The organism is Microbacterium sp. JZ70 (genome assembly GCF_053903225.1).
Genome location: NZ_CP096405.1, coordinates 3,058,646 through 3,084,053, shown reverse-complemented (window position 1 = coordinate 3,084,053; position 25,408 = coordinate 3,058,646). Strand labels below are relative to the sequence as shown.

At 72.4% G+C, this 25,408-nt stretch carries 22 protein-coding genes; 11 read left to right on the top strand and 11 right to left on the bottom strand.

Annotated features, from left to right (window positions below):
- Positions 1-2 precede the first annotated feature (2 nt).
- The 3 genes from M1D46_RS14175 to M1D46_RS14165 are packed head-to-tail and all read left to right on the top strand — an operon-like array spanning position 3 to position 2,964.
- Entirely contained in the window at positions 3-650 is a 648-nt protein-coding gene (locus M1D46_RS14175) for a response regulator transcription factor (RefSeq protein ID WP_271173837.1), read from the top strand.
- On the top strand, positions 650-1,948 hold the full coding sequence (locus tag M1D46_RS14170; RefSeq protein ID WP_324014243.1) for a sensor histidine kinase: 1,299 nt from the start codon (positions 650-652) through the stop codon (positions 1,946-1,948). Before M1D46_RS14175 ends, M1D46_RS14170 begins: the two co-directional genes overlap by 1 nt.
- Positions 1,945-2,964, top strand: coding sequence for a hypothetical protein (locus M1D46_RS14165; protein WP_456285871.1), 1,020 nt, complete (start codon positions 1,945-1,947; stop codon positions 2,962-2,964). The genes M1D46_RS14170 and M1D46_RS14165 overlap by 4 nt, the downstream gene beginning before the upstream one ends.
- Before the next feature lie 213 nt (positions 2,965-3,177).
- On the opposite strand, the gene M1D46_RS14160 is transcribed toward M1D46_RS14165, so the two are convergent.
- The 5 genes from M1D46_RS14160 to M1D46_RS14140 all read right to left on the bottom strand — a co-directional run bounded on the left by M1D46_RS14160 (position 3,178) and on the right by M1D46_RS14140 (position 7,653).
- The gene (locus M1D46_RS14160; RefSeq protein ID WP_271173834.1) at positions 3,178-3,393 is read right to left on the bottom strand and encodes an acyl-CoA carboxylase subunit epsilon; all 216 of its coding nucleotides are present in this window, start codon (positions 3,391-3,393) and stop codon (positions 3,178-3,180) included.
- A 13-nt stretch (positions 3,394-3,406) separates the two neighbouring features.
- Positions 3,407-4,978, bottom strand: coding sequence for an acyl-CoA carboxylase subunit beta (locus M1D46_RS14155; RefSeq protein WP_282979738.1), 1,572 nt, complete (start codon positions 4,976-4,978; stop codon positions 3,407-3,409).
- Between the two features lie 121 nt (positions 4,979-5,099).
- Positions 5,100-6,221 carry a 5-(carboxyamino)imidazole ribonucleotide synthase gene (locus M1D46_RS14150; protein WP_282979657.1) on the bottom strand — a complete coding sequence of 374 codons (1,122 nt, stop codon included), beginning with the start codon at positions 6,219-6,221 and terminating at the stop codon, positions 5,100-5,102.
- A 36-nt stretch (positions 6,222-6,257) separates the two neighbouring features.
- Positions 6,258-6,818: a PH domain-containing protein gene (locus M1D46_RS14145; protein WP_456285870.1), complete on the bottom strand. Its 561-nt coding sequence runs from the start codon at positions 6,816-6,818 to the stop codon at positions 6,258-6,260.
- A 52-nt stretch (positions 6,819-6,870) separates the two neighbouring features.
- Positions 6,871-7,653: a biotin--[acetyl-CoA-carboxylase] ligase gene (locus M1D46_RS14140; protein ID WP_456285869.1), complete on the bottom strand. Its 783-nt coding sequence runs from the start codon at positions 7,651-7,653 to the stop codon at positions 6,871-6,873.
- 281 nt (positions 7,654-7,934) lie between these two features.
- On the opposite strand from M1D46_RS14140, the gene M1D46_RS14135 reads away from it, so the two are divergent.
- The 6 genes from M1D46_RS14135 (at position 7,935) to M1D46_RS14110 (ending at position 13,697) form a co-directional block, all read left to right on the top strand.
- Positions 7,935-8,765, top strand: coding sequence for an endonuclease domain-containing protein (locus M1D46_RS14135; protein WP_456285868.1), 831 nt, complete (start codon positions 7,935-7,937; stop codon positions 8,763-8,765).
- Between the two features lie 216 nt (positions 8,766-8,981).
- Complete coding sequence (gene purE / locus M1D46_RS14130) at positions 8,982-9,449, top strand: 5-(carboxyamino)imidazole ribonucleotide mutase (RefSeq protein ID WP_456287174.1); 468 nt, start codon at positions 8,982-8,984, stop codon at positions 9,447-9,449.
- A gap of 11 nt (positions 9,450-9,460) precedes the next feature.
- Positions 9,461-10,891, top strand: a complete 1,431-nt coding sequence (locus M1D46_RS14125; RefSeq protein WP_456285867.1) for an LCP family protein — start codon at positions 9,461-9,463, stop codon at positions 10,889-10,891.
- Positions 10,888-11,964, top strand: a complete 1,077-nt coding sequence (locus tag M1D46_RS14120; RefSeq protein ID WP_324014248.1) for a glycosyltransferase — start codon at positions 10,888-10,890, stop codon at positions 11,962-11,964. Before M1D46_RS14125 ends, M1D46_RS14120 begins: the two co-directional genes overlap by 4 nt.
- A gap of 96 nt (positions 11,965-12,060) precedes the next feature.
- On the top strand, positions 12,061-12,936 hold the full coding sequence (locus tag M1D46_RS14115) for an ABC transporter permease (protein WP_456285866.1): 876 nt from the start codon (positions 12,061-12,063) through the stop codon (positions 12,934-12,936).
- The gene (locus tag M1D46_RS14110) at positions 12,936-13,697 is read left to right on the top strand and encodes an ABC transporter ATP-binding protein (RefSeq protein ID WP_271173826.1); all 762 of its coding nucleotides are present in this window, start codon (positions 12,936-12,938) and stop codon (positions 13,695-13,697) included. The genes M1D46_RS14115 and M1D46_RS14110 overlap by 1 nt, the downstream gene beginning before the upstream one ends.
- Before the next feature lie 24 nt (positions 13,698-13,721).
- Here the strand turns inward: M1D46_RS14110 and M1D46_RS14105 are convergent, their stop codons facing one another.
- Together M1D46_RS14105 and M1D46_RS14100 are read right to left on the bottom strand one after the other, a co-directional pair.
- Positions 13,722-14,630 carry a glycosyltransferase family 2 protein gene (locus M1D46_RS14105; RefSeq protein WP_324014250.1) on the bottom strand — a complete coding sequence of 303 codons (909 nt, stop codon included), beginning with the start codon at positions 14,628-14,630 and terminating at the stop codon, positions 13,722-13,724.
- Between the two features lies 1 nt (position 14,631).
- Entirely contained in the window at positions 14,632-15,933 is a 1,302-nt protein-coding gene (locus M1D46_RS14100; protein WP_324012313.1) for a UDP-glucose dehydrogenase family protein, read from the bottom strand.
- A 184-nt stretch (positions 15,934-16,117) separates the two neighbouring features.
- Between M1D46_RS14100 and M1D46_RS14095 the strand changes: the two genes are divergently transcribed.
- Positions 16,118-18,214, top strand: a complete 2,097-nt coding sequence (locus M1D46_RS14095) for a hypothetical protein (RefSeq protein WP_456285865.1) — start codon at positions 16,118-16,120, stop codon at positions 18,212-18,214.
- 22 nt (positions 18,215-18,236) lie between these two features.
- On the top strand, positions 18,237-19,907 hold the full coding sequence (locus M1D46_RS14090; RefSeq protein WP_456285864.1) for a glycosyltransferase: 1,671 nt from the start codon (positions 18,237-18,239) through the stop codon (positions 19,905-19,907).
- Here M1D46_RS14090 and M1D46_RS14085 read toward each other — a convergent pair.
- The 4 genes from M1D46_RS14085 to rfbB are packed head-to-tail and all read right to left on the bottom strand — an operon-like array spanning position 19,870 to position 25,405.
- Complete coding sequence (locus M1D46_RS14085) at positions 19,870-20,955, bottom strand: glycosyltransferase (protein ID WP_456285863.1); 1,086 nt, start codon at positions 20,953-20,955, stop codon at positions 19,870-19,872. The genes M1D46_RS14090 and M1D46_RS14085 overlap by 38 nt on opposite strands.
- Positions 20,952-22,991, bottom strand: coding sequence for an acyltransferase family protein (locus M1D46_RS14080; protein ID WP_456285862.1), 2,040 nt, complete (start codon positions 22,989-22,991; stop codon positions 20,952-20,954). The genes M1D46_RS14085 and M1D46_RS14080 overlap by 4 nt, the downstream gene beginning before the upstream one ends.
- The gene (locus M1D46_RS14075; protein ID WP_456285861.1) at positions 22,988-24,400 is read right to left on the bottom strand and encodes a sugar nucleotide-binding protein; all 1,413 of its coding nucleotides are present in this window, start codon (positions 24,398-24,400) and stop codon (positions 22,988-22,990) included. Before M1D46_RS14075 ends, M1D46_RS14080 begins: the two co-directional genes overlap by 4 nt.
- A gap of 6 nt (positions 24,401-24,406) precedes the next feature.
- Positions 24,407-25,405 carry a dTDP-glucose 4,6-dehydratase gene (gene rfbB / locus M1D46_RS14070; protein ID WP_324014256.1) on the bottom strand — a complete coding sequence of 333 codons (999 nt, stop codon included), beginning with the start codon at positions 25,403-25,405 and terminating at the stop codon, positions 24,407-24,409.
- Between the last annotated feature and the right edge of the window lie 3 nt (positions 25,406-25,408).

Genomic DNA, 25,408 nt, shown 5'->3' with positions numbered 1-25,408 from the left:
CCATGACACGCGTGGCCCTGATCGACGATCACGAGTCGGTTCGTCTCGGGCTCGAGGCGGCGCTTCAGCGCGACGGCCAGGAGGTCGTCTACAGCGGCGTCTCGGTCTCGGCGTATCTCGCGTGGCGGGCCGAGACGAAGGCGCCGCCCGTCGACGTCGTGCTGCTGGACCTCACCCTCGGCGACGGCGCGACCGTCACCGAGAACGTCCTGCGGCTCGCGGGCGAGTCCTCCGTGATCATCCACTCCGTCGCCGATCGTCCTGCGGCGGTCCGCGAGGCGCTCGCGGCCGGCGCGGCCGGCGTCGTGAGCAAGTCGTCGCCCCTCGAGGACGTCCTGAGCGCCGTCCACACGACCGCGGGCGGCGAGCCCCTCAACAACGTCGAGTGGGCCAGCGCCGTCGAGGGCGACCGCGAGTTCGCCGACGCGCAGCTCGCCACGCGCGAGCGCGAGGTGCTACGGCTGTACGCGGCGGGGCTCCCGCTCAAGGCCGTCGCCGACCGCCTCGGCATCGCGTACTCGACGGCCAAGGAGAACATCACGCGCATCCGCGTGAAGTACACCGAGGTCGGGCGCCCCGCCCCGACGAAGGTGGATCTGCTGCGGCGGGCGATCGAGGACGGCATCGTCGAAGCGCCCGCGGAGGGGTGATGTCCGCGGGCGGCACGCGCGGGATCCCCTCGGGACAGGAGGCGATCGCCGAGGCCTGGACGCACGTGCTGCCGCGCCGCACGGCGACCGCCGTCGAGATCGAGCGCGGCTTCACGTCCGCACGCATCGAGCGGGTCCTGCAGATCGCCGTGGCCCTCGCGTCGGCCCTCCTCGGGGTCCAGTCGTTCCTGACCGCGATGGGGTCCGACCTCGACCCGCTCCCGCGCACGCTGCTCACGGCCACCGTGTTCGCATCGCTCGCGGCGATGATCGCCGCGTGTCTCGCGGGCCGGTGGGCGCGCCCCGCGGCCACGGTGTTCGCCTTCCTCTTCCCGCTCTCGCTGCTGCTGTTCTGGGCGCTCCCCGAGCCGCGGTACGAGCCCGCGGGAGGCCCCTGGGTCTTCTTCCTCCTCAATGTCGCGCCGGCGGCGGCCGCCCTCGTCTTCCCCGTGGCCTGGCAGCTCGTGTGGGTCGTCGTCGTCCCGCTGCTGTTCGCGATCGTCCGGCTCTCGCGCGGCGAGTTCTCGGCCGAGCACTGGCTGACGTCGGTCTACGACGTCTCCCTCTCGCTCATCGTCGGGGGAACCGCGGTCGCGCTCATCTGGATGTTCCGCAGTCTCGCCGCGGGCGTCGACGCCGCGCGCGCCGCCGCGATCGACCAGTACTCCCGCGCCGCCTCGGCCGAGGCCGCTGAGCAGGAGCGCGTCGAGGTCGCGGCCCTCATGCACGACAGCGTGCTCGCCGCCCTCATCGCCGCGGGCCGCGCGCAGTCCGACCGCGAGCGCCAGCTCGCCGTGTCGATGGCGCGCGAGGCGCTCACGCGCCTCGCGAACGCCGAGTCCGACGAGCCAGAGGGCAGCGACGCCCCCGTGACCTCCGCCTGGATCGCCTCGGAGCTCCAGGCGCAGGCGCGAGGGCTCGGCGTCGTGCTCGCCGTGGCGGGCGACGAGCTGCCGATGCCGGGCATCCCCGGCCGCGTCGCGCGTGCGCTCGTCCTCGCGGCCACGCAGGCCGTCGCGAACTCCATCCAGCACGCGGATGGCCGCGGCCTCGCCGTGCGCCTCACCGCGCGGCACGGGCGCATCCGGATCGTCGTGTCGGATGCGGGCCGCGGCATCGATCTCGCGTCGATCCCCGCCGACCGCCTCGGCATCCGGGCGTCGATCTTCGCGCGCGTGGCGGCGGTCGGCGGCGGAGCGGCCATCGAATCCGACGAGCGCGGCACGGTCGTGACGATCACCTGGCCGGCGGGCGACGACGACAGCCTCTACCGGCGCGAGGCGGAGGAGGCCCCGTGAAGGTCCGCAAGGTCCTCACGATCCTCGCCGCGGCGTTCTCGGGGTACCTCGCCGCGCGCGGAGTCTTCCCGACGCAGCCGGTCGACCGGCCGGGATTCCTCATCGCGGGCGTCGTGCTCTACCTCGGTGCGACCATCCTCGTGCTGGCCGTGCGCTCGGTCGACTCCGCGCGCCGCGACGTCGCGCGCCTGCCCGTCTGGGCGACCGCGTGCGCTCTCGCCGTGTCGGCCGCGATGCCGTGGGTCGTGACGGCCTGCGCGGACGAGAGCGCGCGGATGGCGCCGCACGTCACCTGGTACGTCGGCGGAGCGGGCGCTCTCATGACGATCGTCATGGTGCGCCGCCGCCCGATCTCGGCGTGGACGGGGATCGCGCTCCTCGGCGTGAGCAGCTCGATCCTCATGGGCATCGGGAACGCGCTCGCCTTCGGCCTCGTCGGGTCGTTCCTCTGGGTCGGGGTCGGCCAGCTCATGCAGATCTCGACCGACCGGGCGTACTCCGACACCGTGAAGCTCGCGAGCCTGCAGCAGGCGTCGGCGGCATGGCAGTCCGCGCAGCTCGTGCGCCGCCGCGAGCGGCGCGAGCGCGTGCAGTACGCCCTGCAGGTCGCGGCGCCCGTGCTCACCCAGGTGATCGCGTCGGGAGGCGCTCTCACCGACGAGCAGCGCGCTGCCGCCTGGCTCGCGGAGGGCGCGCTGCGCGACGAGCTGCGCGGGGCCCGGCTCCTCGACGACGACGTCCGGCGCGTCATCGCGACGCTCCGCGAGGGCGGCGCCGCCGTCACGGTCCTCGACGAGGGCGGACTCGACGACCTCGGCGACGACGCGCTGTCGGCCATCCGCGCCGAGCTCGCGCAGACGCTCGCCTCCGCGGATGCCGGCCGCATCATCATCCGCACCGCGCCGCATCCGGACATCGCCGTGACGATCGTGGGGCGTGCGGCAGCGGGCGGTCACTCCGATGAGGACGCGGTCGCGCTGTGGCACGAGATCCGTCGGCCCGCGGCCTCCTCCTGAGACGGGGAAAAGGAAAGGGCCGGGGGTGATCCTTCACCCCCGGCCGTGCGGACGGTTACCCGAAAACCGTCCGCGGTGTGCCGACTCGCCATCTGCTTACCCTGGAGCGGATGGGGCGGCCAACGCACAAGCGTTTCCATATCCAGTATGGAAAACCCGCAAGCCCGTGTCTGTAGGTATTTCGGGGGACAAGAACCGGCCCCCTGAGCGGTCTCAGCCGCCGAAGCGGCCCCAGCCGCCGCGTGCGAGCGGACGGCGGAGACGGCGCGACCTCGTCCACGCGTCGAACGACGGCGTGTCGTCGACGACGGCGGATGCCGCCTCCTGCGTGTAGGCCTCGGACACGACCGCGACGATGGCCGCGAGCTCCTCGTCGGTCGGGTTCCCGCGCACGACGTCGACGCGGGGGATGTCGTTCTGCTCGGACATGAGCCGTCTCCCGCTAGAGCGGGATGTTCCCGTGCTTCTTGGGCGGCAGCTCCGCGCGCTTGCCGCGGAGCGAGCGCAGCGCCTTCGCGATCGCCACGCGCGTCGCGGCCGGCTCGATGATGCCGTCGAGCTCGCCGCGCTCGGCCGCGAGGAACGGGCTCGCGACGTTGTACGTGTACTCGTTCGCGAGGCGCGTGCGGACGGCCGCGACATCCTCGCCCGCCTCCTCGGCCTTCTTGAGCTCGCCGCGGTAGAGGATGTTCACCGCGCCCTGGCCGCCCATGACCGCGATCTCGGCGGTCGGCCAGGCGAGGTTGATGTCGGCGCCGAGCTGCTTCGAGCCCATGACGATGTAGGCGCCGCCGTAGGCCTTGCGCAGGATGACCGTGACGAGCGGGACGGTGGCCTCGGCGTAGGCGTAGAGCAGCTTCGCGCCGCGGCGGATGACGCCGGTCCACTCCTGATCCGTGCCGGGCAGGTAGCCGGGCACGTCGACGAGGGTGACGATCGGGATGGAGAACGCGTCGCAGAAGCGCACGAAGCGCGACGCCTTCTCGCCCGCGTCGATGTTGAGCGTGCCCGCCATCTGCGAGGGCTGGTTCGCGATGATGCCGACCGTGCGTCCCTCGACGCGGCCGAAGCCGATGACGATGTTCGGCGCGAACAGCGGCTGCACCTCGAGGAACTCGCCGTCGTCGACCGTGCGCGAGATGACCTCGTGGATGTCGTACGGCTGGTTCGGCGAGTCGGGGATGAGGGTGTTCAGCTGCCGGTCGGCGTCGGTCGTCTCGAACTCGAACGCCGACTCGTACGCCGGCGCATCCGCCATGTTGTTGTCGGGCAGGAAGCCGAGGAGGGTGCGCGCGTAGTCGAGCGCGTCGTCCTCGTCCTCGGCGAGGTAGTGGGCCACGCCCGAGCGCGTGTTGTGCGTGTAGGCGCCGCCGAGGTCCTCCATGCCGACGTCCTCGCCGGTCACGGTCTTGATGACGTCGGGGCCCGTGACGAACATCTGGCTCGTCTTGTCGACCATGATGACGAAGTCCGTGAGCGCGGGGGAGTACACCGCGCCGCCCGCTGCGGGGCCCATGATGATCGAGATCTGCGGGATGACGCCCGACGCGGCGGTGTTCAGGCGGAAGATCTCCCCGTACTTGCCGAGGGCGACGACGCCCTCCTGGATGCGCGCGCCACCCGAGTCGAGGATGCCGACGATGGGCATCCCGCCGCGGAGCGCGAACTCCATGATCTTGATGATCTTCTCGCCCGCGACCTCGCCGAGGGAGCCGCCGAAGGTCGAGAAGTCCTGCGCGTAGACGGCGACCGTGCGGCCGTGGATCGTGCCGACGCCGGTCACGACCGAGTCGCCGTACGGCCGCGACCTCTCCATCCCGAACGCGGTCGTGCGGTGGCGCACGTACTCGTCGAACTCGACGAACGAGCCGTGGTCGACGAGCAGCTCGATGCGCTCGCGCGCCGTCAGCTTGTTCTTGGCGTGCTGCTTCTCCTGCGCCTTCGCCTCGGCCTGGACGACGGCCTCGTCGTAGCGGGCGCGCAGGTCGGCGATCTTGCCCTGGGTCGTGGACATGTCGGGTTCGGTCACGCGTTCCACCCTAGTCGCGGCCGCCGCGCGCGACTTGGAGGGCACACACAACGCCCGTCGTGAAGCTGTGTGGCGCGGCGACACCGCCCTCGGAGACCCGCGCGGATCAGTCGAAGAAGGCGGCAGCCGCGCGCGCCTCGTACGCGGCGTCGTCGAGCTCATCGGCGGCGACGTTGACGTGCCCGACCTTGCGCCCGGGGCGCGGCTCCTTGCCGTAGGTGTGGATCTTGGCGAGCGGATGCGCCGCCATGGCTGCGGCGAAGCGGTCGGTGAGCTGCTCGCCCTGCGGGCCGCCGAGGATGTTCACCATGACGACCGCGCCCGCGGCGACGTCGGGAGCGCCGAGCGGGAGGTCGAGGACGGCGCGCAGGTGCTGCTCGAACTGACTCGTCACGGCCCCGTCCTGCGTCCAGTGCCCGCTGTTGTGCGGGCGCATCGCGAGCTCGTTGACGAGGATGCGGTCGTCGACGGTCTCGAAGAGCTCGACCGCGAGCATGCCCGTGACGCGCAGTCCCTCGGCGATCGTCTTGCCGAGGCGCGCCGCGACCTCCATGAGCTTCTCGCTCGCGTCGGGGGCGGGCGCGAGCACCTCGGCGCACACGCCGCCGCGCTGCACGGTCTCGACGACCGGGTAGGCGACCATCCCGCCGCTCGGGCGACGCGCCACCTGTTGCGCGAGCTCGCGGCGGAAGTCGACGAGCTCCTCCACGAGCAGCGCCTCGCCGTCGAAGTCGGCGAACCAGTCGGCGACGTCCTCCGGGCGCGAGACGACCTTCACGCCCTTGCCGTCGTAGCCGCCCCGCGGCGTCTTCACGACCGCGCGCCCGCCGTGGTCGTCGAGGAAGGCCTGCAGCTCGGACGGCTCGGCGACGGCGGCCCAGTCGGGCTGCGGCGCGCCGAGCTCGGCCAGGCGGCGCCGCATCACGAGCTTGTCCTGTGCGAAGCGCAGCGCGTCGGGGCCCGGGTGCACCGCGACGCCCGCGTCGACGAGCGCGTGCAGGACGTCCTGCGGCACGTGCTCGTGGTCGAACGTGATGACGTCCACGTCCTTCGCGAACGCGAGCACGGTCTGGGCATCCCGGTAGTCGCCCACGGCGGCCTGGGCGAGTGCGGCCGACATGCCCTCCTGCTCGGCGAGCACGCTCAGCTCGATGCCCATCTCGACCGCGGGAGCGATCATCATCCTCGCGAGCTGGCCGCCGCCGATCACACCCACACGCATCGTCATGCGTCCATTTTGACGCATCGGCGGACCCGCGAACGATCAGCCGCGGGGCGCGGGCAGCTGGTGCCCGAACGAGAAGCCCTGCGATTCGCGGTGCGCCTGGATCTGGCTCATCTCGACCTGGTCGGCGAGCACCTCGTGCACGAGGCCGGCGTCGGGCACGTCCCGCAGCACGAGCGGCGCCGTGACGCCGTCGGACAGCACGAGCGTGCCCGCTCCCCACATCCGCTGTAGCACCCCGCGGCGGAGTCGGATGGAGTAGCCGCGCGTGTGCGAGAGCTCGCTGTGGTCGCGGACGAGGAGGCCGCGCTTCGCGATCACGCGCCGGGTCGTGATCGTGTACGTGCGGGTGAGCCATGCGAGCAGCGGCAGGACGGCGCCGAGCAGGACGACGGCGCCCGCCGCGGCCAGCAGCATCCAGTCCTCGAAGGGAGCCGGCAGGTTGCCGAGCAGGTAGCCCGTCGCGCCCGCCGTGGCGATGACGAGCAGCGCCGACCAGGTGAGCCGCCGGGCGTGGCCGTGCAGGCGCGCCACGAGCAGCTCGGGCGCGGGGGCGACCGGCGGCGTGGCGGGCCGACCCGCGAGTCCAGGCGTGCTCATGCCCCCATTGTCCGCGACGCGGGCAGGACTCCGCCGCGCCGCGCCGGGCCGCTCAGCGGACGTGCACGACGTCGCCGGCCGAGACCGCCACGCGGTCGCTGTCCGCGACGACGACGAGGCGCCCGTCGGGAGCGAGCTCGGTCGCGCGCCCCCGCAGCGTCGTCCCATCGGGGAGGGACACGGCGACGTCGCGGCCGAGCGTCGTGCACACGGCGGTCGCCGCGGCGTGCGCTCCGGACGCGACGGCGTCGCCGCCCGCCCGGGCGAGACCGCGGAGCAGGTCGTCGAGCGCCGTGAGGTAGTCCGCGACGAGGGCGTCCTCGTCGCACTCCAGGCCCAGCGCGGGGAACGACGTCGCCGTCGGCACGGGGAGGTCGATCGGCTGCAGGCGCGTGTTGACCCCCGTGCCGACGATCACGGCGTCGGGGTCGGCGGTGCCCTCCGCCAGCACGCCGCAGATCTTCCGGAGCTCGTCGCCCTCGTGCGCGACGAGCACGTCGTTCGGCCATTTCAGGCCGACCCGGATGCCCGGGGTCTGGGCCGCGACCGCACGCTGCATCGCGACTCCCGCGACGAGGGGGATCCAGCCGCGCCCGGCCAGGGGGAGATCGGGCACCCGCACGACGACCGACAGGGCGAGGGCGGCGCCCGGAGGGGCGACCCAGCGTCGGTCGAGTCGGCCGCGCCCCGCCTGCTGGTCGTGCGTGAGGAGCACCCCGAGGTGCGGCCACTCCTCGCCCTGCGAGATCGCGCGCGCGAGATCGGCGTTCGTCGACCCCGTCTGCGCGACCTCCGCCATCCGCCCTGCCACCGTGCGCGTCCGCTCCCAGCTCACCCGTCGACCCTAGCCGGATGGCCCTGGCCGGCGTCGCAGGGCGGGCGTTCCGCCCCGGCGACAGCAGGAGGATCCACCGAGGGCAGGACGGCACGGCCGAATCCGTCCTGCTCTCGGCGGATTCTCCTGCGGCGGGCGGCGGGGATGGCGACGCGGGGCAGGCCCGACGGCGGCCGCCCGGCGCCGACACCCTGTGCACAGCCGCGTGCGCCGCCGCGGGTCCGTCCACAGCGCGGAGGAGTGGCGCTCGCCGGACGCTCCGCGCGGGCCAGGCTCTCCGCATGTCCCTGCGCGCACTCCTCTCCGCCCACGACGGGTACCCCCACCGCCGCGATCTCCTCGAGTCGGGATGGTCGCCCGATCGCCTGCGCCGTGCGGCCCGCGCCGAGGGCATCGCGCTGCTGCGCCGCTCCTGGCTCGTCCTTCCCGAGGCGCCGGCAGAGGTCCACGCCGCGGCGCGCCTCGGCGGGCGCATCGCCTGCCGAAGCGCGCTCGAGCAGCACGGGCTCTGGTGCCCGCCTGGTTCGGCCGATGCGATCCACATCGCGCTCGCACCGAATGCGCGCGCCGGCGAACCCGGCGTGCGCGCGCACTGGGCGTCGCCCGTCGTCGCCGTCGCACCCCGGACCCTGCTCGATCCGATCGAGAACGTCCTTGCGTGCATCGCGGTGTGCGCGGACGGCGAAGCGGCGTTCGCCGTGTGGGAGTCGGCACTCGCGCGGACCCGGATCTCCGCCGACGCCATGGCGCGGACGAAATGGGGCAGCGTCGCGGCCCGTGCGCTCGCCGCGGAGGCGGGAGTCCGATCCGACTCGGGCGTGGAGTCCCGGTTCGCGTACCGCTGCCGCCGCGCGGGCATCCCCTTCCGGCAGCAGGTGTGGCTCGCCGGTCGCCCCGTGGACGCCCTCATCGGCCGTCGGCTCGTCGTGCAGCTCGACGGCTTCGCCTTCCACAGCGACGCGCGTCAGCGGCGCGCCGACATCGCGCACGACCGGGCGCTCCGCCTCCTGGGCTTCACCGTCTTCCGCTTCGACTACTTCGAGGTGATGCACGACTGGGACCACGTCGAGTCTTCGCTGCGCTCGGCGATGGCGCAGGGGCTGCACCTCTGACCGCTGCGAGGGAAGGAGATCCGCGTGAGCGCAGGACGATGCCCACGCAGTGGTCCTGCTCTCGGCGGATTCTCCTGCGCTCGCGCGGACGCCGAGGGGATGGCGGATGGCGCGGGCCCGGGGAGCGAGGCGATGTCGCTCCCGGCGATTTCCAGGGTCTCGCCCTAGCCTTGTCGGGTGCTGAACTCGTCCGAAACGCCCCTCGTCGGCGTCGTCATGGGCTCCGACTCCGACTGGCGCGTCATGGTCGACGCCTCGACCGCTCTTACCGAGCTCGGCATCCCGCACGAGGTCGAGGTGGTCTCGGCGCACCGCACGGTGGACAAGCTCATCCGCTACGGCCGCGAGGCGCGCGGCCGCGGACTCCAGGCGATCATCGCGGGAGCCGGCGGCGCGGCCCACCTGCCCGGCATGCTCGCGTCGGTCACGGCGCTTCCCGTGATCGGCGTCCCCGTGCAGCTGAAGACGCTCGACGGGCTCGACTCCCTCCTGTCGATCGTCCAGATGCCGGCGGGGATCCCCGTCGCCACCGTCTCGATCAACGGCGCCAAGAACGCCGGCCTCCTCGCCGCGCGCATCCTCGGCACCGCCGATGCCGCGATCGCCGACCGCATCGAGGAGTACGCCCGCGACCTCGAGGGCCAGGTCGAGGAGAAGAACGCACGTCTGAAGGGCTCTCTGTGACGGTTGCCGCCATGGCACGCACCCGGACGCCGCTGCGATCGAGCGCTCTCGTCGAGACGCGCCCGATGCGGCACCCCGACGCGGCCGACGCGGCGCTCATGACGCGCCGCGGATGGTGGCTCGTCCTGCTCGGCTGGGTCATCCCCGGGTCCGCGCAGGTGCTCGCCGGCAGCCGCCGACTGGGCCGCTTCGGCCTGGGGGCGACCCTCCTGTCCTGGGTGCTCGTCGCGGTCGGCGCGCTCGCGCTCCTGCTCTGGCGCGACGGCGCCATGACCATCCTCCTCAACCCGCTCGTGCTGCTCGCTCTCGCGGCGATCGTCGTCGCGTACGGCGTGCTCTGGATCGTCCTGTCGATCGACACGCTGCGGCTCGTCCGGCTCGTCCGGACGCAGAGCCCCGCGCGCTTCGGCATCGCGGCGCTCGCGATCCTGCTCATGGTCGTCACGGGCGGCACGGTGGCCTACGCCGCGCCGCGCCTCGTCGCGGCCTCCAACGCGCTCGGCTCGATCTTCGCCGCGAGCGCGCCGGTCGTGCCGCCGAGCGAGGGCTACTACAACATCCTCCTGCTCGGCGCGGACTCGGGCGACGGCCGCGACTCCATGCGGTTCGACAGCATCTCGGTCGTCTCCATCAACGCATCGACCGGCGCCGTGACGATCACCGGCGTCCCGCGCGAGCTGGGCGCCGCGCCGTTCAGCGACGGCAGCCCCATGCAGGCGCTGTACCCGAACGGGTTCGAGGGGCACGCCGATCCGTCGTGCGGCTGGGACGACTGGATGAACCACATCCGCCAGGCCGCCGAGATCTGCCGCGAGGACCAGGGCGCCTCGCTCTATCCCGACGCCGAGCGCCACGGCTCGTCGCCGGGCGTGGAGGCCACGAAGGACGCGGCCGAGGGCGTGACCGGCCTCGAGATCCCGTACTACGCGTTCATCGACATGAACGGCTTCGCGGCGCTCGTCGACGCGCTCGGGGGCGTCGACATCGAGGTGTCGCAGCGCCTGCCGAAGGGCGGGGGGCCCGCGTACGAGGGCCAGCCGGCCGAGGACTGGGCGATCGGATGGATCGAGCCGGGCGCCCAGCACATGGACGGCGACACCGCGCAGTGGTACGCGCGCTCCCGCTACACGACGAGCGACTGGGACCGCATGCAGCGGCAGCGGCAGCTGCAGGAGGCGATCCTCGCGCAGTTCACGCCGGAGAACGTGCTCACGCGCTTCCAGGACGTCGCACGCGCCGGCACCGCGATCGTCGAGACCGACATCCCCCAGTCGCTCCTGCCGACCTTCCTCGACCTCGCCGTCGAGGCGAAGAGCCAGGCGGTGACCTCCGTCGAGCTGACGCCCGAGGGGCCGATCGCGGTCGACCAGGAGTCGCCCGACTTCGCGGCCATCCACGCCTACCTCGAGAGCGTCCTGCACCCTGAGGAGTCGTCGGGATGACGGTGCGGCTGCGAGTCGTCCTCGACCAGCTCGCGGCACCCACCGACCCCGATCTCTCCGCGGCCGCGCGCGACCTCGCGCGCATGCTCATCGAGTCGGCGCCCTCGGGATGCGTCGTCGACGCGATCGCGCCGGCCGGAGAGCCGCTGCGCCTGGACGGCATCTCGAGCGAGAAGCGCCTCGCTCTCGCGCGCCGGGAGCTCGTCGCGGCCTGGCGGATGGGCGTGGCCGCGGGCGCCGAGGGCGGCCTCATCCACGCGCCCACGCTCCTCGCGCCCCTCGTCCGGCATGACCGGGCGAAGGACCACGCGCAGACCGTCGTCACGCTGTGGGATCTGCGCGCGTGGGAGGCGCCTGGCGAGCTGCCCCGTGCGGCGGCCGCGCTCGAGCAGGCGCTCCTGAAGCGCGCGCAGAAGCACGCCGATGCGATCGTCGTGCCGACGCATGCGATCGCCGAGCGCCTCGCCGAGCATGCCGCGTTCGGTCCGCGCGTCCGGGTCGTCGCCGGTGCGCCGCCCGAGGGCTTCTCGATCCCCAGCGACGTCGACGCGCGTCGCCGCGACCTCGCGCTGCCCGCCCGCTACATCGCGGCGTCCGGAGGAGCCGCGGCGTCCGACGGCCTCGCCCGCGCGCTCGCGGCCGCCCGCGCCGTCGACGCGGACGTCGTCGTCATCGACGTGCCGGAGGGGCAGGACGGCGCGGTTCGGGAGATCGCGGACGCCGTCGGCGCCGATCCGCAGCGCGTTCGGACGCACGGCTCGCTCGACCGGGGAGACCGCGCCGCGGTTCTCGCGCACGCCGCGGCGTTCGCGGCCGGGTCGACGCGGGCCGCGTGGCCCTGGCGCGTCGTCGAGGCGATGGCCCTCGGCACCCCCGTCGTGGCCGCCGACTGCGACGGACACCGCGAGGTCGTCCTCGACGGTGGCGCGGTCGTCGACGGCGCCGAGATGGGCGACGCGCTCGCGGCGGCGATCGACGACGAGCGGATGGCGCTGCGCGCGCGGGATCGGTCGCGCGCGTTCTCGTGGCACAGCGCGGCGGAGAAGGTCTGGCAGCTGCATGCCGAGCTCTGACGCCGCGCGCTCGGGGCTGGCCTCCAGGTTGCCCGCGGGTGCGGCGATAGGATCGCGTGTGGCTTTTTCCCGATTGACGAGGCAGGGCGCGCACCAGTGACGACGATCGATCTGTCGGAATACGACGTCCCCGGCCGAGGTCGCGGACTCGCGGATGTGTTCCGCTGGCGGTATCTGCTCCGCCTCCTCGTGCGCAAGGGCACGGCGACGCGCTACCGCAACTCGGTGCTCGGCTGGACGTGGTCGTACGTCAAGCCCGGCATCCAGTTCGTCATGTACTACCTCGTGATGGGGATCATCTTCGAGGGCGATCGCGGGATCACGAACTATCCGATCTACCTCTTCGCGGGCCTCGTCGCCGTGAACTTCTTCAACGAGGCGTTCGGCAACGCGACGACGGCCATCGTGGACAACCGCGCCCTCGTGAAGAAGATCTACCTGCCGCGCGAGCTCTTCCCGATCTCCGCGATCATCGTGGCGTTCATCCACTTCCTGCCGCAGCTGGCCATCCTCGTCGTCGTCAGCCTCATCTACGGCTGGGTCCCGTCCTTCGCGGGCGTGGGCGCGATGCTCCTCGGGATCGCCCTCATCGCCGCGCTCGCGCTCGGTCTCGGGATCTTCTTCGCGGGCATCAACGTGCGCTACCGCGACGCGCAGAACTTCGTCGAGATCATCCGCATGGTCTCGACGTGGGCGTCGCCCGTCCTGTATCCATGGACGCTCGTGCAGGAGAAGGCCACGGGCTGGATCCTCCACCTCTACATGTCGAACCCTGTGACCATCGCGGTCGAGCTGTTCCACTGGTCGTTCTGGGAGCCCACCGTGCCGCTGGACGCGGCGAAGCAGCCGCACGGGTTCCCCGAGCACTTCCTCGTGTACCTCGGGATCGCCGTCGCGCTGTGCGCGGTCATCCTCGTCATCGGCCAGCTGACGTTCCGCCGCTTCGAGCGCACCTTCGCCCAGGATCTGTGATGTCGAACACCCTCACCGTCACGTCGGCCACGAAGCCGGCGATCGTCATCGACCACGTGTCGAAGCTCTTCCTCAAGCGCAACACGCACTCCTTCAAGGAGGCGTTCATCGGCTGGATCCAGCGCAAGAAGGTGCGCAGCGACGTCTTCACGGCGCTCGACGACGTGAGCTTCCAGATCGGCGAGGGCGAGTCGGTCGCCGTCCTCGGCTTCAACGGATCCGGGAAGTCGACGACGCTCAAGCTCGTGTCGGGCGTGCTCGAACCCGACAAGGGACGCGTCTTCACGCGCGGCCGGGTCGCGGGCCTCATCGAGGTCGGCGCGGGCTTCCACCCCGAGCTCTCGGGGCGCGAGAACGTCTACCTCAACGCGGCCATCCTCGGCATGAAGCAGGACGAGATCGAGGCGCGCTTCGACGACATCGTCGCGTTCAGCGAGATCGGCGACTTCATCGACACCGAGGTGAAGCACTACTCCTCGGGCATGTTCATGCGCCTCGCCTTCGCGGTCGCGATCCACGTCGACCTCGATGTGCTCCTCGTGGACGAGGTGCTCTCGGTCGGCGACGCGCCGTTCCGCCAGAAGTGCTACGCGAAGATCGAGGAGCTCACGGCGAAGGGCGTCACGATGCTCGTCGTGAGCCACGACATGGGCACCGTGAAGCGCCTGTGCTCGCGCGGGATCTTCATCCACGAGCACAAGGTGCTCTTCGACGGCCCGATCGACGAGGCCGTCGAGCTCGTCCGCACGACGCCGCACTGATCGCGCGCGACGCCGTGCGGCCGGTCAGCGGGCGAGGCGGCGCCGCACCTTGTCGTAGCCGCGCTGGAGGACGTTGAGGCGGCCCACCTCGCGGCGCACCTCGTCGCGGATGCCGTTCTCGACCTCGACGAAGCGCCGGTCGATGAACTTCGTCAGGTAGAGCACGAGGCCGAGCCCGTGCTCGTCGACGTACGCGCGCAGCGCCTCATCGCGGATGAGCGCATCGTGCTTCTCATGATCCCCGCGCGACTCGATCACGCTGTTGCCCGCTGCGCCGTCGGCGCCGGTGCGCTGGTGCCAGTACGCGTACGGCTCGTCGGCGAGGTACTCGAGGGGACCGCGCGCGAGCACGCGCAGGTTGAAGTCCCAGTCGCCGACGACGGGGAGCCGGTCGTCGTACAGGCCCAGTTCCTCGTGGAGGCTGCGGCGGTACACGAAGCCGATCGGCACGTACCGGTTGAACAGGAGTGTGTCGGCGAGGGTCGGCACCGTGAGCTGCGGCTGGAACACCTCGCGGCGGACGGCGACGAGGCGGTCGCCCTGCTGCTCCTCCCACACGATCTCGATGCGGGACACCACGCCGCCGCGCTCGGGGTGGGCGTCGAGGTAGGCGGATGCCCGCTCGAGGAACTCCGGATGCCATGTGTCGTCGTCGTCGTGCAGGACGAGGAGCGGCGCAGAGGTCGCGAGGACCCCCGCGTTCGCGCTCACCCAGCGCCCGCGCGACGTCTCCGAGTGCACCGCGCGCACACGCGCGCGGTGCTCGTCGGGGAGCGCCGCGATGAGCGCGTCGACGACCGCGGGGTCGCCGCCGTCGTTGACGATCACGGCCTCCCACGCCGTCAGCGTCTGGCCCGTGATGCTCCGCAGCGCCCTGCGCAGGAAGTCGGGGCGGTCCTTGGTGCGGACGACGACGGCGACGCGGGGGGTCATGTCAGCGGCCCATGCCGTGGTAGGTCCAGCCGGCGTCGCGCCAGGTGGTGGGGGTGAGGATGTTGCGGCCGTCGATGATGACGGGGCGGGCGACCTTGTCGCGGGTGGTGTGGGGGTCGAGGTCGCGGAAGGCTTTCCATTCGGTGGCGATGACGACGGTCTCGGCGCCGGTGAGGGCGTCGTCGAGGGTGTCGGCGTAGGCGAGCTGGGGGTGGGCGCGGCGGGCGTTGGGGATCGCTTCGGGGTCGTAGGCGATGACGTCGGCGCCGAGGCCCTTGAGACGGACGGCGACGTCGAGGGCGGGGGAGTCGCGGGTGTCGTCGCTGTCGGGCTTGAACGCGAGGCCGAGGACGGCGACGCGGTGGCCGTTGATGTGGTCGGGGAAGCTGTCCACGGCGAGGTCGACCACGCGCTGGCGGCGGCGGAGGTTGATCTCGTCGACGTGCTTGAGGAACGCGACGGATTCGCCCTTGCCGAGTTCCTCGGCGCGGGCGGTGAAGGCGCGGATGTCCTTGGGCAGGCAGCCGCCGCCGAATCCGACGCCGGCGTTGAGGAAGCGGCGTCCGATGCGGTTGTCGTGTCCGATCGCGTCGGCGAGCTGGGTGACGTCGGCGCCGACGGTCTCGGCGATCTCGGCCATCGCGTTGATGAAGCTGATCTTGGTGGCCAGGAAGCTGTTGGCGGCGACCTTGACGAGCTCGGCGGTGGCGTATCCGGTGACCAGGCGGGGGGTGCCCGCGGCGATCGCGGTGTGGTAGACGGCGTCGAGGGTGGCGGTGTCGTCGGTGCCGGTGGTGTCGGAGACGCCGTACACGAGCCGGTCGGGCTCGATGGTGTCCTTGACCGCGAAGCCCTCGCGGAGGAACTCGGGGTTCCAGGCCAGGTGCGCGCCGGTGGGGGCGATCAGCTCGGCCAGGCGGCTGGCGGTGCCGACGGGGACGGTCGACTTGCCCGCGACGAGGTCGCCGGGGCGCAGGTGGGGCAGGAGGGACTCGACGGACGCGTTGACGTAGGTCATGTCCGCGCCGGTGCCGTCGTGGCGCTGCGGGGTGCCCACGGCGATGAAGTGGACCTGCGCGCCCGCGGCGGCGGACATGTCGGTCGTGAACGACAGGCGACCCGATTCCAGCCCCTGGGTGAGGATCTCCCCGAGCCCGGGCTCGAAGAACGGCGTCTCGCCCGCGGCGAGCTTGGCGATCTTGGCCTCATCGACATCGATCCCGACGACCTCGTGCCCCAGCGACGCCATCGCCGCCGCATGCACCGCACCCAGATACCCGCAACCGATCACACTCAACTTCATGACGCCTGAAACCTCTCTGGCCGACTCGAACGCGCCGGGCCGGGGACCGGGCCGTGCGACGCAACCCGTCAATCCTCCCATGGACCCGCCCGGCCACCCTCGGAGCGACATGGACGCGGCCCGCGCGGCAGGCCCGGCGCCATCCGCCCCTTCTCAGAGCTTTCACATCTGTCACACTGTTCACATGCGTGCACCCTCTCGCACGTCGGCGCACGCGCGCGGACGTCTCGCTCTGTCGACCCTCGCGGTCGTCTCGCTCCTCGCGGGCGTCATCTCCTCTGCGAGCCCGGCCCTCGCCGCGGCGCCCGACTCGGATGACGAGCCCGTCATCTCGGCGACGACGGCCCCCGGCGTGCTGCCGAGCGCGCCGCCGCTCCCGTCCGCGACGCCGAATGCGTCGCCGACCCCGAGTGCCGCACCCACGCCGAGCGCGTCCCCGACCCCCAGCGCGACGCCCTCGCCCTCGCCCACCCCCGGCGCGCTCACCGACGAGGAGATGGACCGCGTCGCGCAGGACACGACGCTCGACGCCGCGGTCGTCGAGGAGGGCGCGGAGCTGCGCGCGAGCGCGGTGAGCCTGGTCGGGTTCGACCCGGGCAACATCATCAGCGACGCCGTGTTCTACGACAGCGGGTCCATGACCGCCGCCCAGATCCAGGACTTCCTGAAGCGCAAGGTGCCGACCTGCCAGTCCGGGTACACCTGCCTCAAGGACTTCCGCGCGAGCACGACGTCGCGCAAGGCCGACGCGTACTGCACGAAGCCCTATCAGGGCGCCTCGAGCGAGTCCGCCGCGACGATCATCGCGAAGGTCGCGCAGGCGTGCGGCATCAGCCCCAAGGTGCTCCTCGTGATGCTGCAGAAGGAGCAGGGACTCGTCACGCACACGTGGCCGAGCTCGTGGCGGTACACGATCGCGATGGGCATGGCCTGCCCCGACACGTCGGCCTGCGACACCCGCTACTACGGCTTCCAGAACCAGGTCTACGGCGCGGCACGGCAGTACCAGATCTACGCGAAGTCCAGCTGGTTCGACTGGTTCCCCGTCGGGAAGGTGTCGCAGGTCCGGTATCACCCGAACGCGTCCTGCGGCTCGGGACCGGTCACGATCCGGAACAAGGCCACGGCGAGCCTCTACTACTACACGCCGTATCAGCCCAACGCCGCGGCGCTGCGTGCCGGTTACGGCACGGGCGACGCGTGCTCCGCCTACGGGAACCGGAACTTCTACAACTACTTCACCGACTGGTTCGGGGCGACGCGCGGGCCGACGTCGGGTCTCATCCGGACGCCGAACGGAGACATCTTCCTCCTCAACGGCGCGAGCAAGGTCCACGTCACGAGAGAGCTGCTCTCGGCATACGAGGCCGCCTTCGGCTCGTGGCGCTCGGTCTCGGCGGACGAGGCGGCGCGATACCCGACGAAGGGCACGTCCTCGCGCTTCATCCGCAACGCGTCGACCGGCGACATCTCGCTCCTGCAGGGCGGCCAGCGCCACCGCTTCACGACCTGCACGCAGGTCTGGCAGTGGGGCGGCAGGTGCGGCACGGAGCTCGCCCTCACAGCCGGCACGTACACGGCGGTCAAGCAGGGCGCGACGATGACGAACGTCGCGCGCCGCACGTGGAGCGGCACGACGCTCCACCTCATCAGCGGCTCGAAGCTGCACCCGCTCTACGACGCCGCCGCCGCGGCGGCACTCGGGGGATCGTCGAAGCCGTTCGCGGCCGTCATGCCGCCGTCGGGCCTCTCGCGCTACACGATCGGCGAGGTCCGGTTCGCGCCCGGCTCGTGGGTCAAGCGGACCTCGTCCGCCCGGGTGTACCTCGCGACCTCCGACCGCCGCCTCGTGTACCTCCCGAGCTGGGGCTTCGCCGAAGAGTACGGCCTCGGTCGCGGCGTCGACGCGCACGTCCCGGGCGCGACGCTCACGGGGTACGCCGACAAGGGGAGCCTGAGCCTCTTCGCCCGCTGCGGCGGCACGACGTACTTCGCCGCCGGCGGCAGGCTGCGTGCCGTGACCACGACCGCGGGCTTCGCGGTGACGACGCTCGACACGGCGACGTGCCGCGTGCTCGATCTCTCCGGCGGGCGCGTGCCCGGCCGCATCTTCGTGAAGTCGGCCACGAGCGATCGCGTCTATGTGCTCGACGGCGGGCGCCTGCGCCATGTGACGTCGGTCGCGGCCGTGCGGCGCCTCAACGGGGGAGCGTGGCCGACCATCCTCACCCTCACGGCGCAGACCGTGGACTTCCTGCCGAAGGGCTCGGCGGTCCGCTGACGCGCGCGGATAGGATCGGGTGGTGACTGAGCGCCCGGTCCTGTCCGTCGTGATCCCCACGCACGATGTCGCCCCGTGGATCCGCGAGACGCTCGAGACGGTCCTCGCCCAGCGCGTCGCGGGCATGGAGGTCCTCGTCGTCGACGACGCCTCGACGGATGGCACGGCCGACATCGTCGCGGAGGTCGCGGGGCGCGACAGTCGGGTGCGGCTCATCCCGTCGGCCGGTCGGGGCGGCGGCACGGCGCGCAACACGGGGATGGATGCGGCCCGAGGGCGGTTCCTCGTCTTCTGCGACGGCGACGACCTCGTGCCCGACGGCGCCTATGTCGCCCTCGTCGACAGCCTCGCCCGCAGCGGCTCGGATATCGCGTTCGGCGACTACCTCAAGTTCCGTCCCGCCGACACGTGGCGGCCGACCGACGTGATGCCGGCGTTCGAGCGTCCCGCGCGCGGCACGACCCTGCGCGACGAGCCCACGCTGCTCTTCAGCCGCCCCTGCTGGAACAAGGCCTTCGCGCTCGACTGGCTGCGCGGCACGGGCATCCGCTTCCCCGACGTCCCGCGGTCCAACGACATCGTGCCGATGGTCAGCGCCTACCTGCGCGCGCGCCGGGTCGACGTCGTCTCCGACGTCGTCTATCTCTACCGCGAGCGGCCGGGCGGCAGCTCGATGTCGGCGCGCGCCGACTCAGCGGCGTCGCTGCTCAGCTATCTGGACCAGGAGCTCGCCTGCGCGCGCCTTGTCGCCGACGCGGGTGACGAGCGGCTCTCGACGGTGTACGCGGATCTCGTGCGCGAGCGGGACGGGTTCGTGCACGTCGCGCGCTGGGCGGCGCGCGACGCCGCAGACGGAGCGGACGATGAGCGTGTGCGCGACGCGCTGCGGGAGCTTCTCGAGGCGACGCCGCCGTTCGCCGGCGACCCGCTCCGCGTGCTCGTGCTGCGGATGGCCGCGGCAGGCGGGCGCACCGCCATCCGTCCGCTCGCACGATGGATGACGGGGCTCGGCCCGCAGCCCGTCGCGGACTGGCACGCGGCACTGGACGCCCTGGACGCCGTCGCGGCGCTGTCTCCCGAGGAGCGCGAGGCGCTCATCACGCCGCTCACCTCGTCGCTGCGGTCGGATGACGAGGACGTCGATGCCTGGCACCGGCTCGTCGAGGCGGTGCGCCGGGTGCTCGGCGAGCGCGCCCTCATGCTCGTCCCCGAGGCGCGCGTCGTCGAGCGCGACCTCGGGCGGGCGCTCGCGGCACGTCGTGAGCTCGACGGACGGGTCACGCACGTCGCGCGCATCGGAGGATCGCTTGTCGTGGAGGGGCGCAGCGCCCGCGGACAGGACGTGTGCGTTCCCGTGCTCCACGACGGGGAGTTCGCGGGCCGCCCGCCTGTCCCCGCCGCGGAGACGACGTGGCGCGCGGACGTCCGCGGCGGGTGGCGATGGCGCGCGGTGTTCCCGGCGGGCGCGCTGCCGCTGCACCGACCCCTCACCCCGGCGCTTCTCGTCGCCCGGGAGGACGTCGCGGTGGCCGTCGCGGGGGAGGGGGAGCTGCCCGCGTACGACCCGCGGGATCCGTTCCTCTACGCGCGCGTCGACGGCGTGACCGTCGTGCGGCGCCGGCGGCACTGGGCGCCGCGGGCGGTCCGGCGAGCGCTCATCGTGGCGCGAGAGCGGGCGAGGGCGCTGCGCTGAGCTCGTCGAGCAGACGGCGGTAGGCGCTCGCCGTGCGCCACGGCGAGATCCCGGCCGTGAAGCGCGCGAAGTCGCGCTCCCCGACGCCCGCGAACAGCTCGCGGTCGCGGAGCAGCTCGGCGATGGACGCCGCCGGCCGCGCGGTGTCGAAGAACGCCACCCAGCGCTCGTCCCCGAACTGCTCGCGCAGGTGCGGCTCATCCGGCAGCACGACCGGCACCCGGAAGGTGGCGGCGAGGTGCACGCTGCCCGAGTTGAGGATCGCGCGGTACGGGAACACCGCGACGTCGGCCGCGCGGAACCAGCGCGCGAGATCCCCGTCGGGCACGAAGGAGAACTGCGTGTGCGCGCGGAGCCCGTCGGGAAGGAGCGCGGCGACCTCCTCCTCCGACTGCTCCTTGACGACGCCCGCGAGGAGGAGGACGATGTCGTCGCCCGCGGCGGTCGCGGCCTCGACGAGCGCGTCGACGCCCTTGTAGGGCCGGATCTGCCCGAGGAAGAGCACCGCGCGATCGCGCTCCGCGAGGTCGAACGACGCCCGCGCGGCGGTGCGGTCGACGCCCGCGTCATAGATGCCCTCGTAGCTGGGATGAGGGATGACGCGGATCCGGGCCGGATCGAGCGCGACGACGTCGGCGACGACCGCTGCCGTGTCGGGCGCCATCACGTGCACGACGTCGGCGAGGTCGGCGAGGCCCCGGTAGAGCGCGATCTCTGCGTCCCGGAAGCGCAGCTCGTGGGGCAGCCGGTTGTGCAGCGTCCAGATGATCCGCACACCACGGCGGCGGGCGTCGCGAAGCGCCGCGAGGAGGCGACGCAGACGGTCGCGGGCGTCGGCCTCGTCGGCGGCCTCCTGCACGAGCGGGGTCGTCCAGTGCACGTGCACGACGCCGCCCCGAGGCAGGGCCGGCAGGGCGTGCAGCAGCTCGGCATGCGTCGTCGCGCCCCGGAAGCGGTAGCCGGCCGCACGGGCCGCCAGCTCGAGGAGGTTGAGGTAGGGGTTCTCCGGCCACGTGGGGAACACGAGCACGGTTCCGGCGTTCTTCATCGACTCCTCCTCGGGGTGGGCGACGGCTCGACGCCGATCGCCGCGCTCACACGCTCGGCGAGATAGCCGCCGAGCGTCGTGCTGAACGACCCCGTGATGTGGTGGAGGTCGCGGTACACGAGCACGCCTCCCAGCATCATGGGGCACGCGTCGGCCGTGCAGTACGCGTCGGACAGATCCACGAGCGGCGCGTCGAGAGACGCCGCGGTCGCGCGGAGCGGATCGCTCTCGAGCGCCGCGTCGGCGCGCGGGATCGCGCAGGTCGCCTCGGTGAGCACATCCGCGGTGGCCACGCAGTCCTGGGCGGCTGCGGGCACACGCGGGTTGTCGGCGAGCACGACCACGCGCGTCCCCGCCTCCTGCGCCGACCGCCACGCCTCGGCGTAGCGGTCGGCGACCGCGGCCTGCGCCGCCGCGTCGCGCTCGGCGGAGTTGACCGCGGTGACGAGCAGCACGTCGTACGCCCCGTCGGCGAGACGGCTCTCGAGGCGTGCGTTCCGCTCGGCGCATGCGGCGCTCGCGGGCTCCTGCCAGACGCAGCCCCGCCCCACGAACGTCTCGACGCGCCATCCGCGCTCGTCGGCGACCTCCCGCAGGGCGGGGATGAGCATCGCGGCATGCGAGTCCCCGTGCAGCGCCACCCGGACCGCGCCGGGCGCCTCGGAGCCGAACGCGCACGACACCGGCTCCCCGCCTGCGCCGGGATCGAAGTCGTAGCAGTCGAAGGCGCACGTCGTGTCGTCGCGGAGGCCGGCCAGGGCGGGCACCACATCGGCGATCGGATGAGGGTCGTCCGCGCGGCCGGCGCAGCCCGGCTCGAGGAGGGCTGCCGCGCCGCGGCACTGGGCGGGATCTCGCAGGCTCGCCTCGGCCTGCGCGCGCTGCTCGGCTGCCGCGGTCGCTCCGTGCCACATCGGCAGGGCGGCGACGGCCACGACCACCGCCATCCCGACTGCGGTGAGGGCGAGGATCCGGGAGGGCCGGGCCGCGCGGGGGCGCGCGCCGAAGCGGATCGGATCCTCCACGAGCCGCTTCGACGCCGCGGCGAGCACGAACGTCGTCGCGAGCAGCAGCAGGTTCTCAGGGAGGTCGGGCGCACGGCCGAGCACGTGCGGCGCGATCACCACGAGGGGCCAATGCCAGAGATACACGCCGTACGACTGATCGCCCACCCACTGCACGGGGCGCCATGCGACGAGCCGCTCGAGCGCGTGCGAGGGCGCGGTCGGCCCGATCGTGATGAGGAGCGCGGTCGCCGCGGTCGGCACGAGCGCCCAGGGGCCGGGGAAAGCCGTCGCGGCGTCGAACACGAGCATCGCCGTCACCAGCGCGGCGACCGCGGCGATCCAGATGGCCAGGCGGACGGATGCCCTCAGGGCGAGCGGGGGCAGGAGCGCGACGATCGCGCCCAGCGCGAACTCCCACAGGCGACTCGCGGTCGAGAAGTAGCCGTACGGATAGCTCGCGCCCGTGAGCCACACGCTCACCGCGAAGCCGACGACCGCGACCGCCACGGCGCCGGCGACGAGCACCCGTCGCCCCCGCAGGCGGCGCGCGGTGACGGCGAGGATGAGCAGGGGCCACAGGAGGTAGAACTGCTCCTCGACGGCGAGCGACCAGTAGTGCTGGGCGATCGGCGGAGCCGCGTCGTGCGCGAGGTAGTCGACCCCGTCGGCCGCGAGCTGCCAGTTCACGGCATACAGCGCGCTCGCGACGATCGAGCGCAGGTCGTGGGCCTGCTGGGGCGCGGGCGTCCACACGACCACGAGCACGACGCTCGCGAGCAGCACGAGCAGGCTCGCGGGCAGCAGGCGACGGGCGCGGGTGGCCCAGAACGCTCCCAGTCTCAGCGTTCCGCGCTCGCGTGCGCGGACGAGCTGGCCCGTGATGAGGAAGCCGGAGATGACGAAGAAGACGTCGACGCCCGCGTAGCCGCCCGGCAGGGCTCGCGGCCAGATGTGGAACAGGACGACGCCGAGCACCGCGAGGGCGCGGAGGGCCTGGATGTCGGCGCGCGCGGGGGTGCGCGTGGTCACTGCGGGGTGAGGTAGGCGGCGAGGCGGTCGGTGTGGTCGGCGGGGGTGTAGCCGGTGGCGGTGATCTTGGCGAGGTCGAGGACGCTGTTGCGGGGGCGGGGGGCGATGGGGCCGGTCGCGGTGGCGTAGTAGGCGTCGGTGGTGACGGGGGTGATGCGGGCGGGGTCGTGGCCGGTGAGGGTGAAGACGCTCTGGGCGATCTGGGCCCAGGTGGCGGGCTGTCCGCTGCCGGTGAGGTTGTAGGTGCCGTAGGGGGCGCGGGTGGTGAGGAGGTGGTGGATGCCGGCGGCGAGGTCGTCGGTGAAGGTGAGGCGTCCGGTCTGGTCGGCGACGACGGAGGGGTCGATGCCGCGTTCGGCGAGGGAGGCCATGGTGGTGACGAAGTTGCGGCCGTCGCCGATGACCCAGCTGGTGCGGATGAGGTAGTGGCGGGGGACGGTCTGCACGATCGCGTCGCCGGCGGCCTTGGTCTGCCCGTAGACGCCGAGGGGCGAGAGGGGGGCGTCCTCGGGGTAGGGGGCGTCGGATGTGCCGTCGAAGACGTAGTCGCTGGAGATGTGGACGAGGGTGCAGCGGTGCTCGGTCGCGATGCGGGCGAGCGCGGCGACGCCGGTGGCGTTCGCGGCCCAGGCCTGGGTGCGGCCCTCGGGGGTCTCGGCGTGGTCGACGGCGGTGTGGGCGGCGGCGTTGACGATGACGTCGTAGTCGCGCCAGGGTCGTGCGGTGTCGAGGCCGGGGGAGGCGAGGTCGAGGTCGGCGCGGGTGGCGTACTCGATGTCGGGGCGGTCGCCGAGGAGGGCGCGCAGGGCGCGGCCGAGCTGGCCGTTCGCGCCGAGCACGAGGGTCTTGCGCGGCGGGATCGGCACGACGTCGGCCAGGCGCGGGTGGGTGCGGTCCTTGTCGCTGATCTCGACGTCGGAGAGCGGGATGGGCCAGTCGATCGCGACGGTCTCGTCGGCGAGATTGAGGAAGGAGTAGGCGGCGTCGGGGGACCAGTGGTCGTTGACCAGGTAGACGTAGGCGGTGTCGGGCTCGAGGGTCTGGTAGCTGTTGCCGACACCGCGGGGCACGAAGATCGCCTTCGACGGGTCGAGCTCGGCGGTGAACACGGCCCCGAAGGTGGGGCCCTCGCGCAGGTCGACCCAGGCGCCGAAGATGCGCCCGGTCGCGACGGAGACGTACTTGTCCCACGGTTCGGCGTGGATGCCGCGGGTGGTGCCGGGCTTGTCGTTGAAGGAGATGTTGTTCTGCACGGGCCCGAAGTCGGGCAGCCCGAGCGCGGTCATCTTCTCCCGCTGCCAGTTCTCCTTGAACCAGCCGCGGGCGTCGCCGTGGACGGGCAGGTCGAGCACGACGAGCCCCGGGATCGGGGTGTCGGTGACGGCGAGGGTCTTGCCGAACGTCGTCACTGCCGGTCACTGTCCTTTCGAGGCGTAGAAGGCTTCGACGTGGTCTTTGGCGGGTGCCCACCAGGTCTCGTTCTCGCGGTACCAGTCGATGGTCGCGGCGAGTCCTGCTTCGAAGTCCTGGTAGCGGGGGGTCCAGCCGAGTTCGGTGCGGAGCTTGGTGGAGTCGATCGCGTAGCGCAGGTCGTGGCCGGGGCGGTCGGCGACGTGGTCGTACGCGTCTCGGGGTTGGCCCATGAGGGTGAGGATGAGCTCGACGACGTCCTTGTTGTTCTTCTCGCCGTCGGCGCCGATGAGGTAGGTCTGCCCGATCTGGCCGTGCTCGAGGATCGTGAGCACGGCGGAGGAGTGGTCGTCGGCGTGGATCCAGTCGCGCACGTTCTGCCCGGCGCCGTAGAGCTTGGGGCGGATGCCGCGGATGATGTTCGTGATCTGGCGGGGGATGAACTTCTCCACGTGCTGGTAGGGGCCGTAGTTGTTGGAGCAGTTCGAGATGGTCGCGGCGATCCCGAACGAGCGCACCCACGCGCGCACGAGCAGGTCGGAGCCGGCCTTCGTCGAGGAGTAGGGGGAGGAGGGGTTGTAGGGGGTGGTCTCGGTGAACCGGGCCGGGTCGTCGAGCTCGAGGTCGCCATAGACCTCGTCGGTGGAGATGTGGTGGAAGCGGGTGCCGTGGCGGCGGGCGGCTTCCAGCAGCGTGTAGGTGCCGACGATGTTGGTGTCCAGGAACGGGCGGGGGTCGTTCAGGGAGTTGTCGTTGTGGGACTCCGCGGCGTAGTGCACGACCGCGTCGGCGCGGGCGAACAGGGAGTCGACGAGGTCCGCGTCGGCGATGTCGCCCACGACGAGCTCGACGCGGTCCTCGGGCAGCCCGGCCAGCGAGGCGGGGTTGCCGGCGTAGGTGAGCTTGTCCAGCACGATCACCCGGTGGTCGGTGTGCGCGATGACGTGGTGGACGAAGTTCGATCCGATGAAACCGGCCCCGCCGGTGACGACAAGAGTGCCCACGAT

Coding starts and splice junctions, on each gene's coding strand:
- M1D46_RS14095 (WP_456285865.1), top strand. CDS start 16,118: ATGCGTGCACCCTCTCGCACGTCGGCGCACGCGCGCGGACGTCTCGCT.
- M1D46_RS14110 (WP_271173826.1), top strand. CDS start 12,936: ATGTCGAACACCCTCACCGTCACGTCGGCCACGAAGCCGGCGATCGTC.
- M1D46_RS14120 (WP_324014248.1), top strand. CDS start 10,888: ATGACGGTGCGGCTGCGAGTCGTCCTCGACCAGCTCGCGGCACCCACC.
- M1D46_RS14150 (WP_282979657.1), bottom strand. CDS start 6,221: ATGACGATGCGTGTGGGTGTGATCGGCGGCGGCCAGCTCGCGAGGATG.
- M1D46_RS14135 (WP_456285868.1), top strand. CDS start 7,935: ATGTCCCTGCGCGCACTCCTCTCCGCCCACGACGGGTACCCCCACCGC.
- M1D46_RS14145 (WP_456285870.1), bottom strand. CDS start 6,818: ATGAGCACGCCTGGACTCGCGGGTCGGCCCGCCACGCCGCCGGTCGCC.
- M1D46_RS14125 (WP_456285867.1), top strand. CDS start 9,461: ATGGCACGCACCCGGACGCCGCTGCGATCGAGCGCTCTCGTCGAGACG.
- M1D46_RS14175 (WP_271173837.1), top strand. CDS start 3: ATGACACGCGTGGCCCTGATCGACGATCACGAGTCGGTTCGTCTCGGG.
- M1D46_RS14160 (WP_271173834.1), bottom strand. CDS start 3,393: ATGTCCGAGCAGAACGACATCCCCCGCGTCGACGTCGTGCGCGGGAAC.
- M1D46_RS14170 (WP_324014243.1), top strand. CDS start 650: ATGTCCGCGGGCGGCACGCGCGGGATCCCCTCGGGACAGGAGGCGATC.
- M1D46_RS14100 (WP_324012313.1), bottom strand. CDS start 15,933: ATGAAGTTGAGTGTGATCGGTTGCGGGTATCTGGGTGCGGTGCATGCG.
- M1D46_RS14105 (WP_324014250.1), bottom strand. CDS start 14,630: ATGACCCCCCGCGTCGCCGTCGTCGTCCGCACCAAGGACCGCCCCGAC.
- M1D46_RS14155 (WP_282979738.1), bottom strand. CDS start 4,978: ATGTCCACGACCCAGGGCAAGATCGCCGACCTGCGCGCCCGCTACGAC.
- purE (WP_456287174.1), top strand. CDS start 8,982: ATGGGCTCCGACTCCGACTGGCGCGTCATGGTCGACGCCTCGACCGCT.
- M1D46_RS14085 (WP_456285863.1), bottom strand. CDS start 20,955: ATGAAGAACGCCGGAACCGTGCTCGTGTTCCCCACGTGGCCGGAGAAC.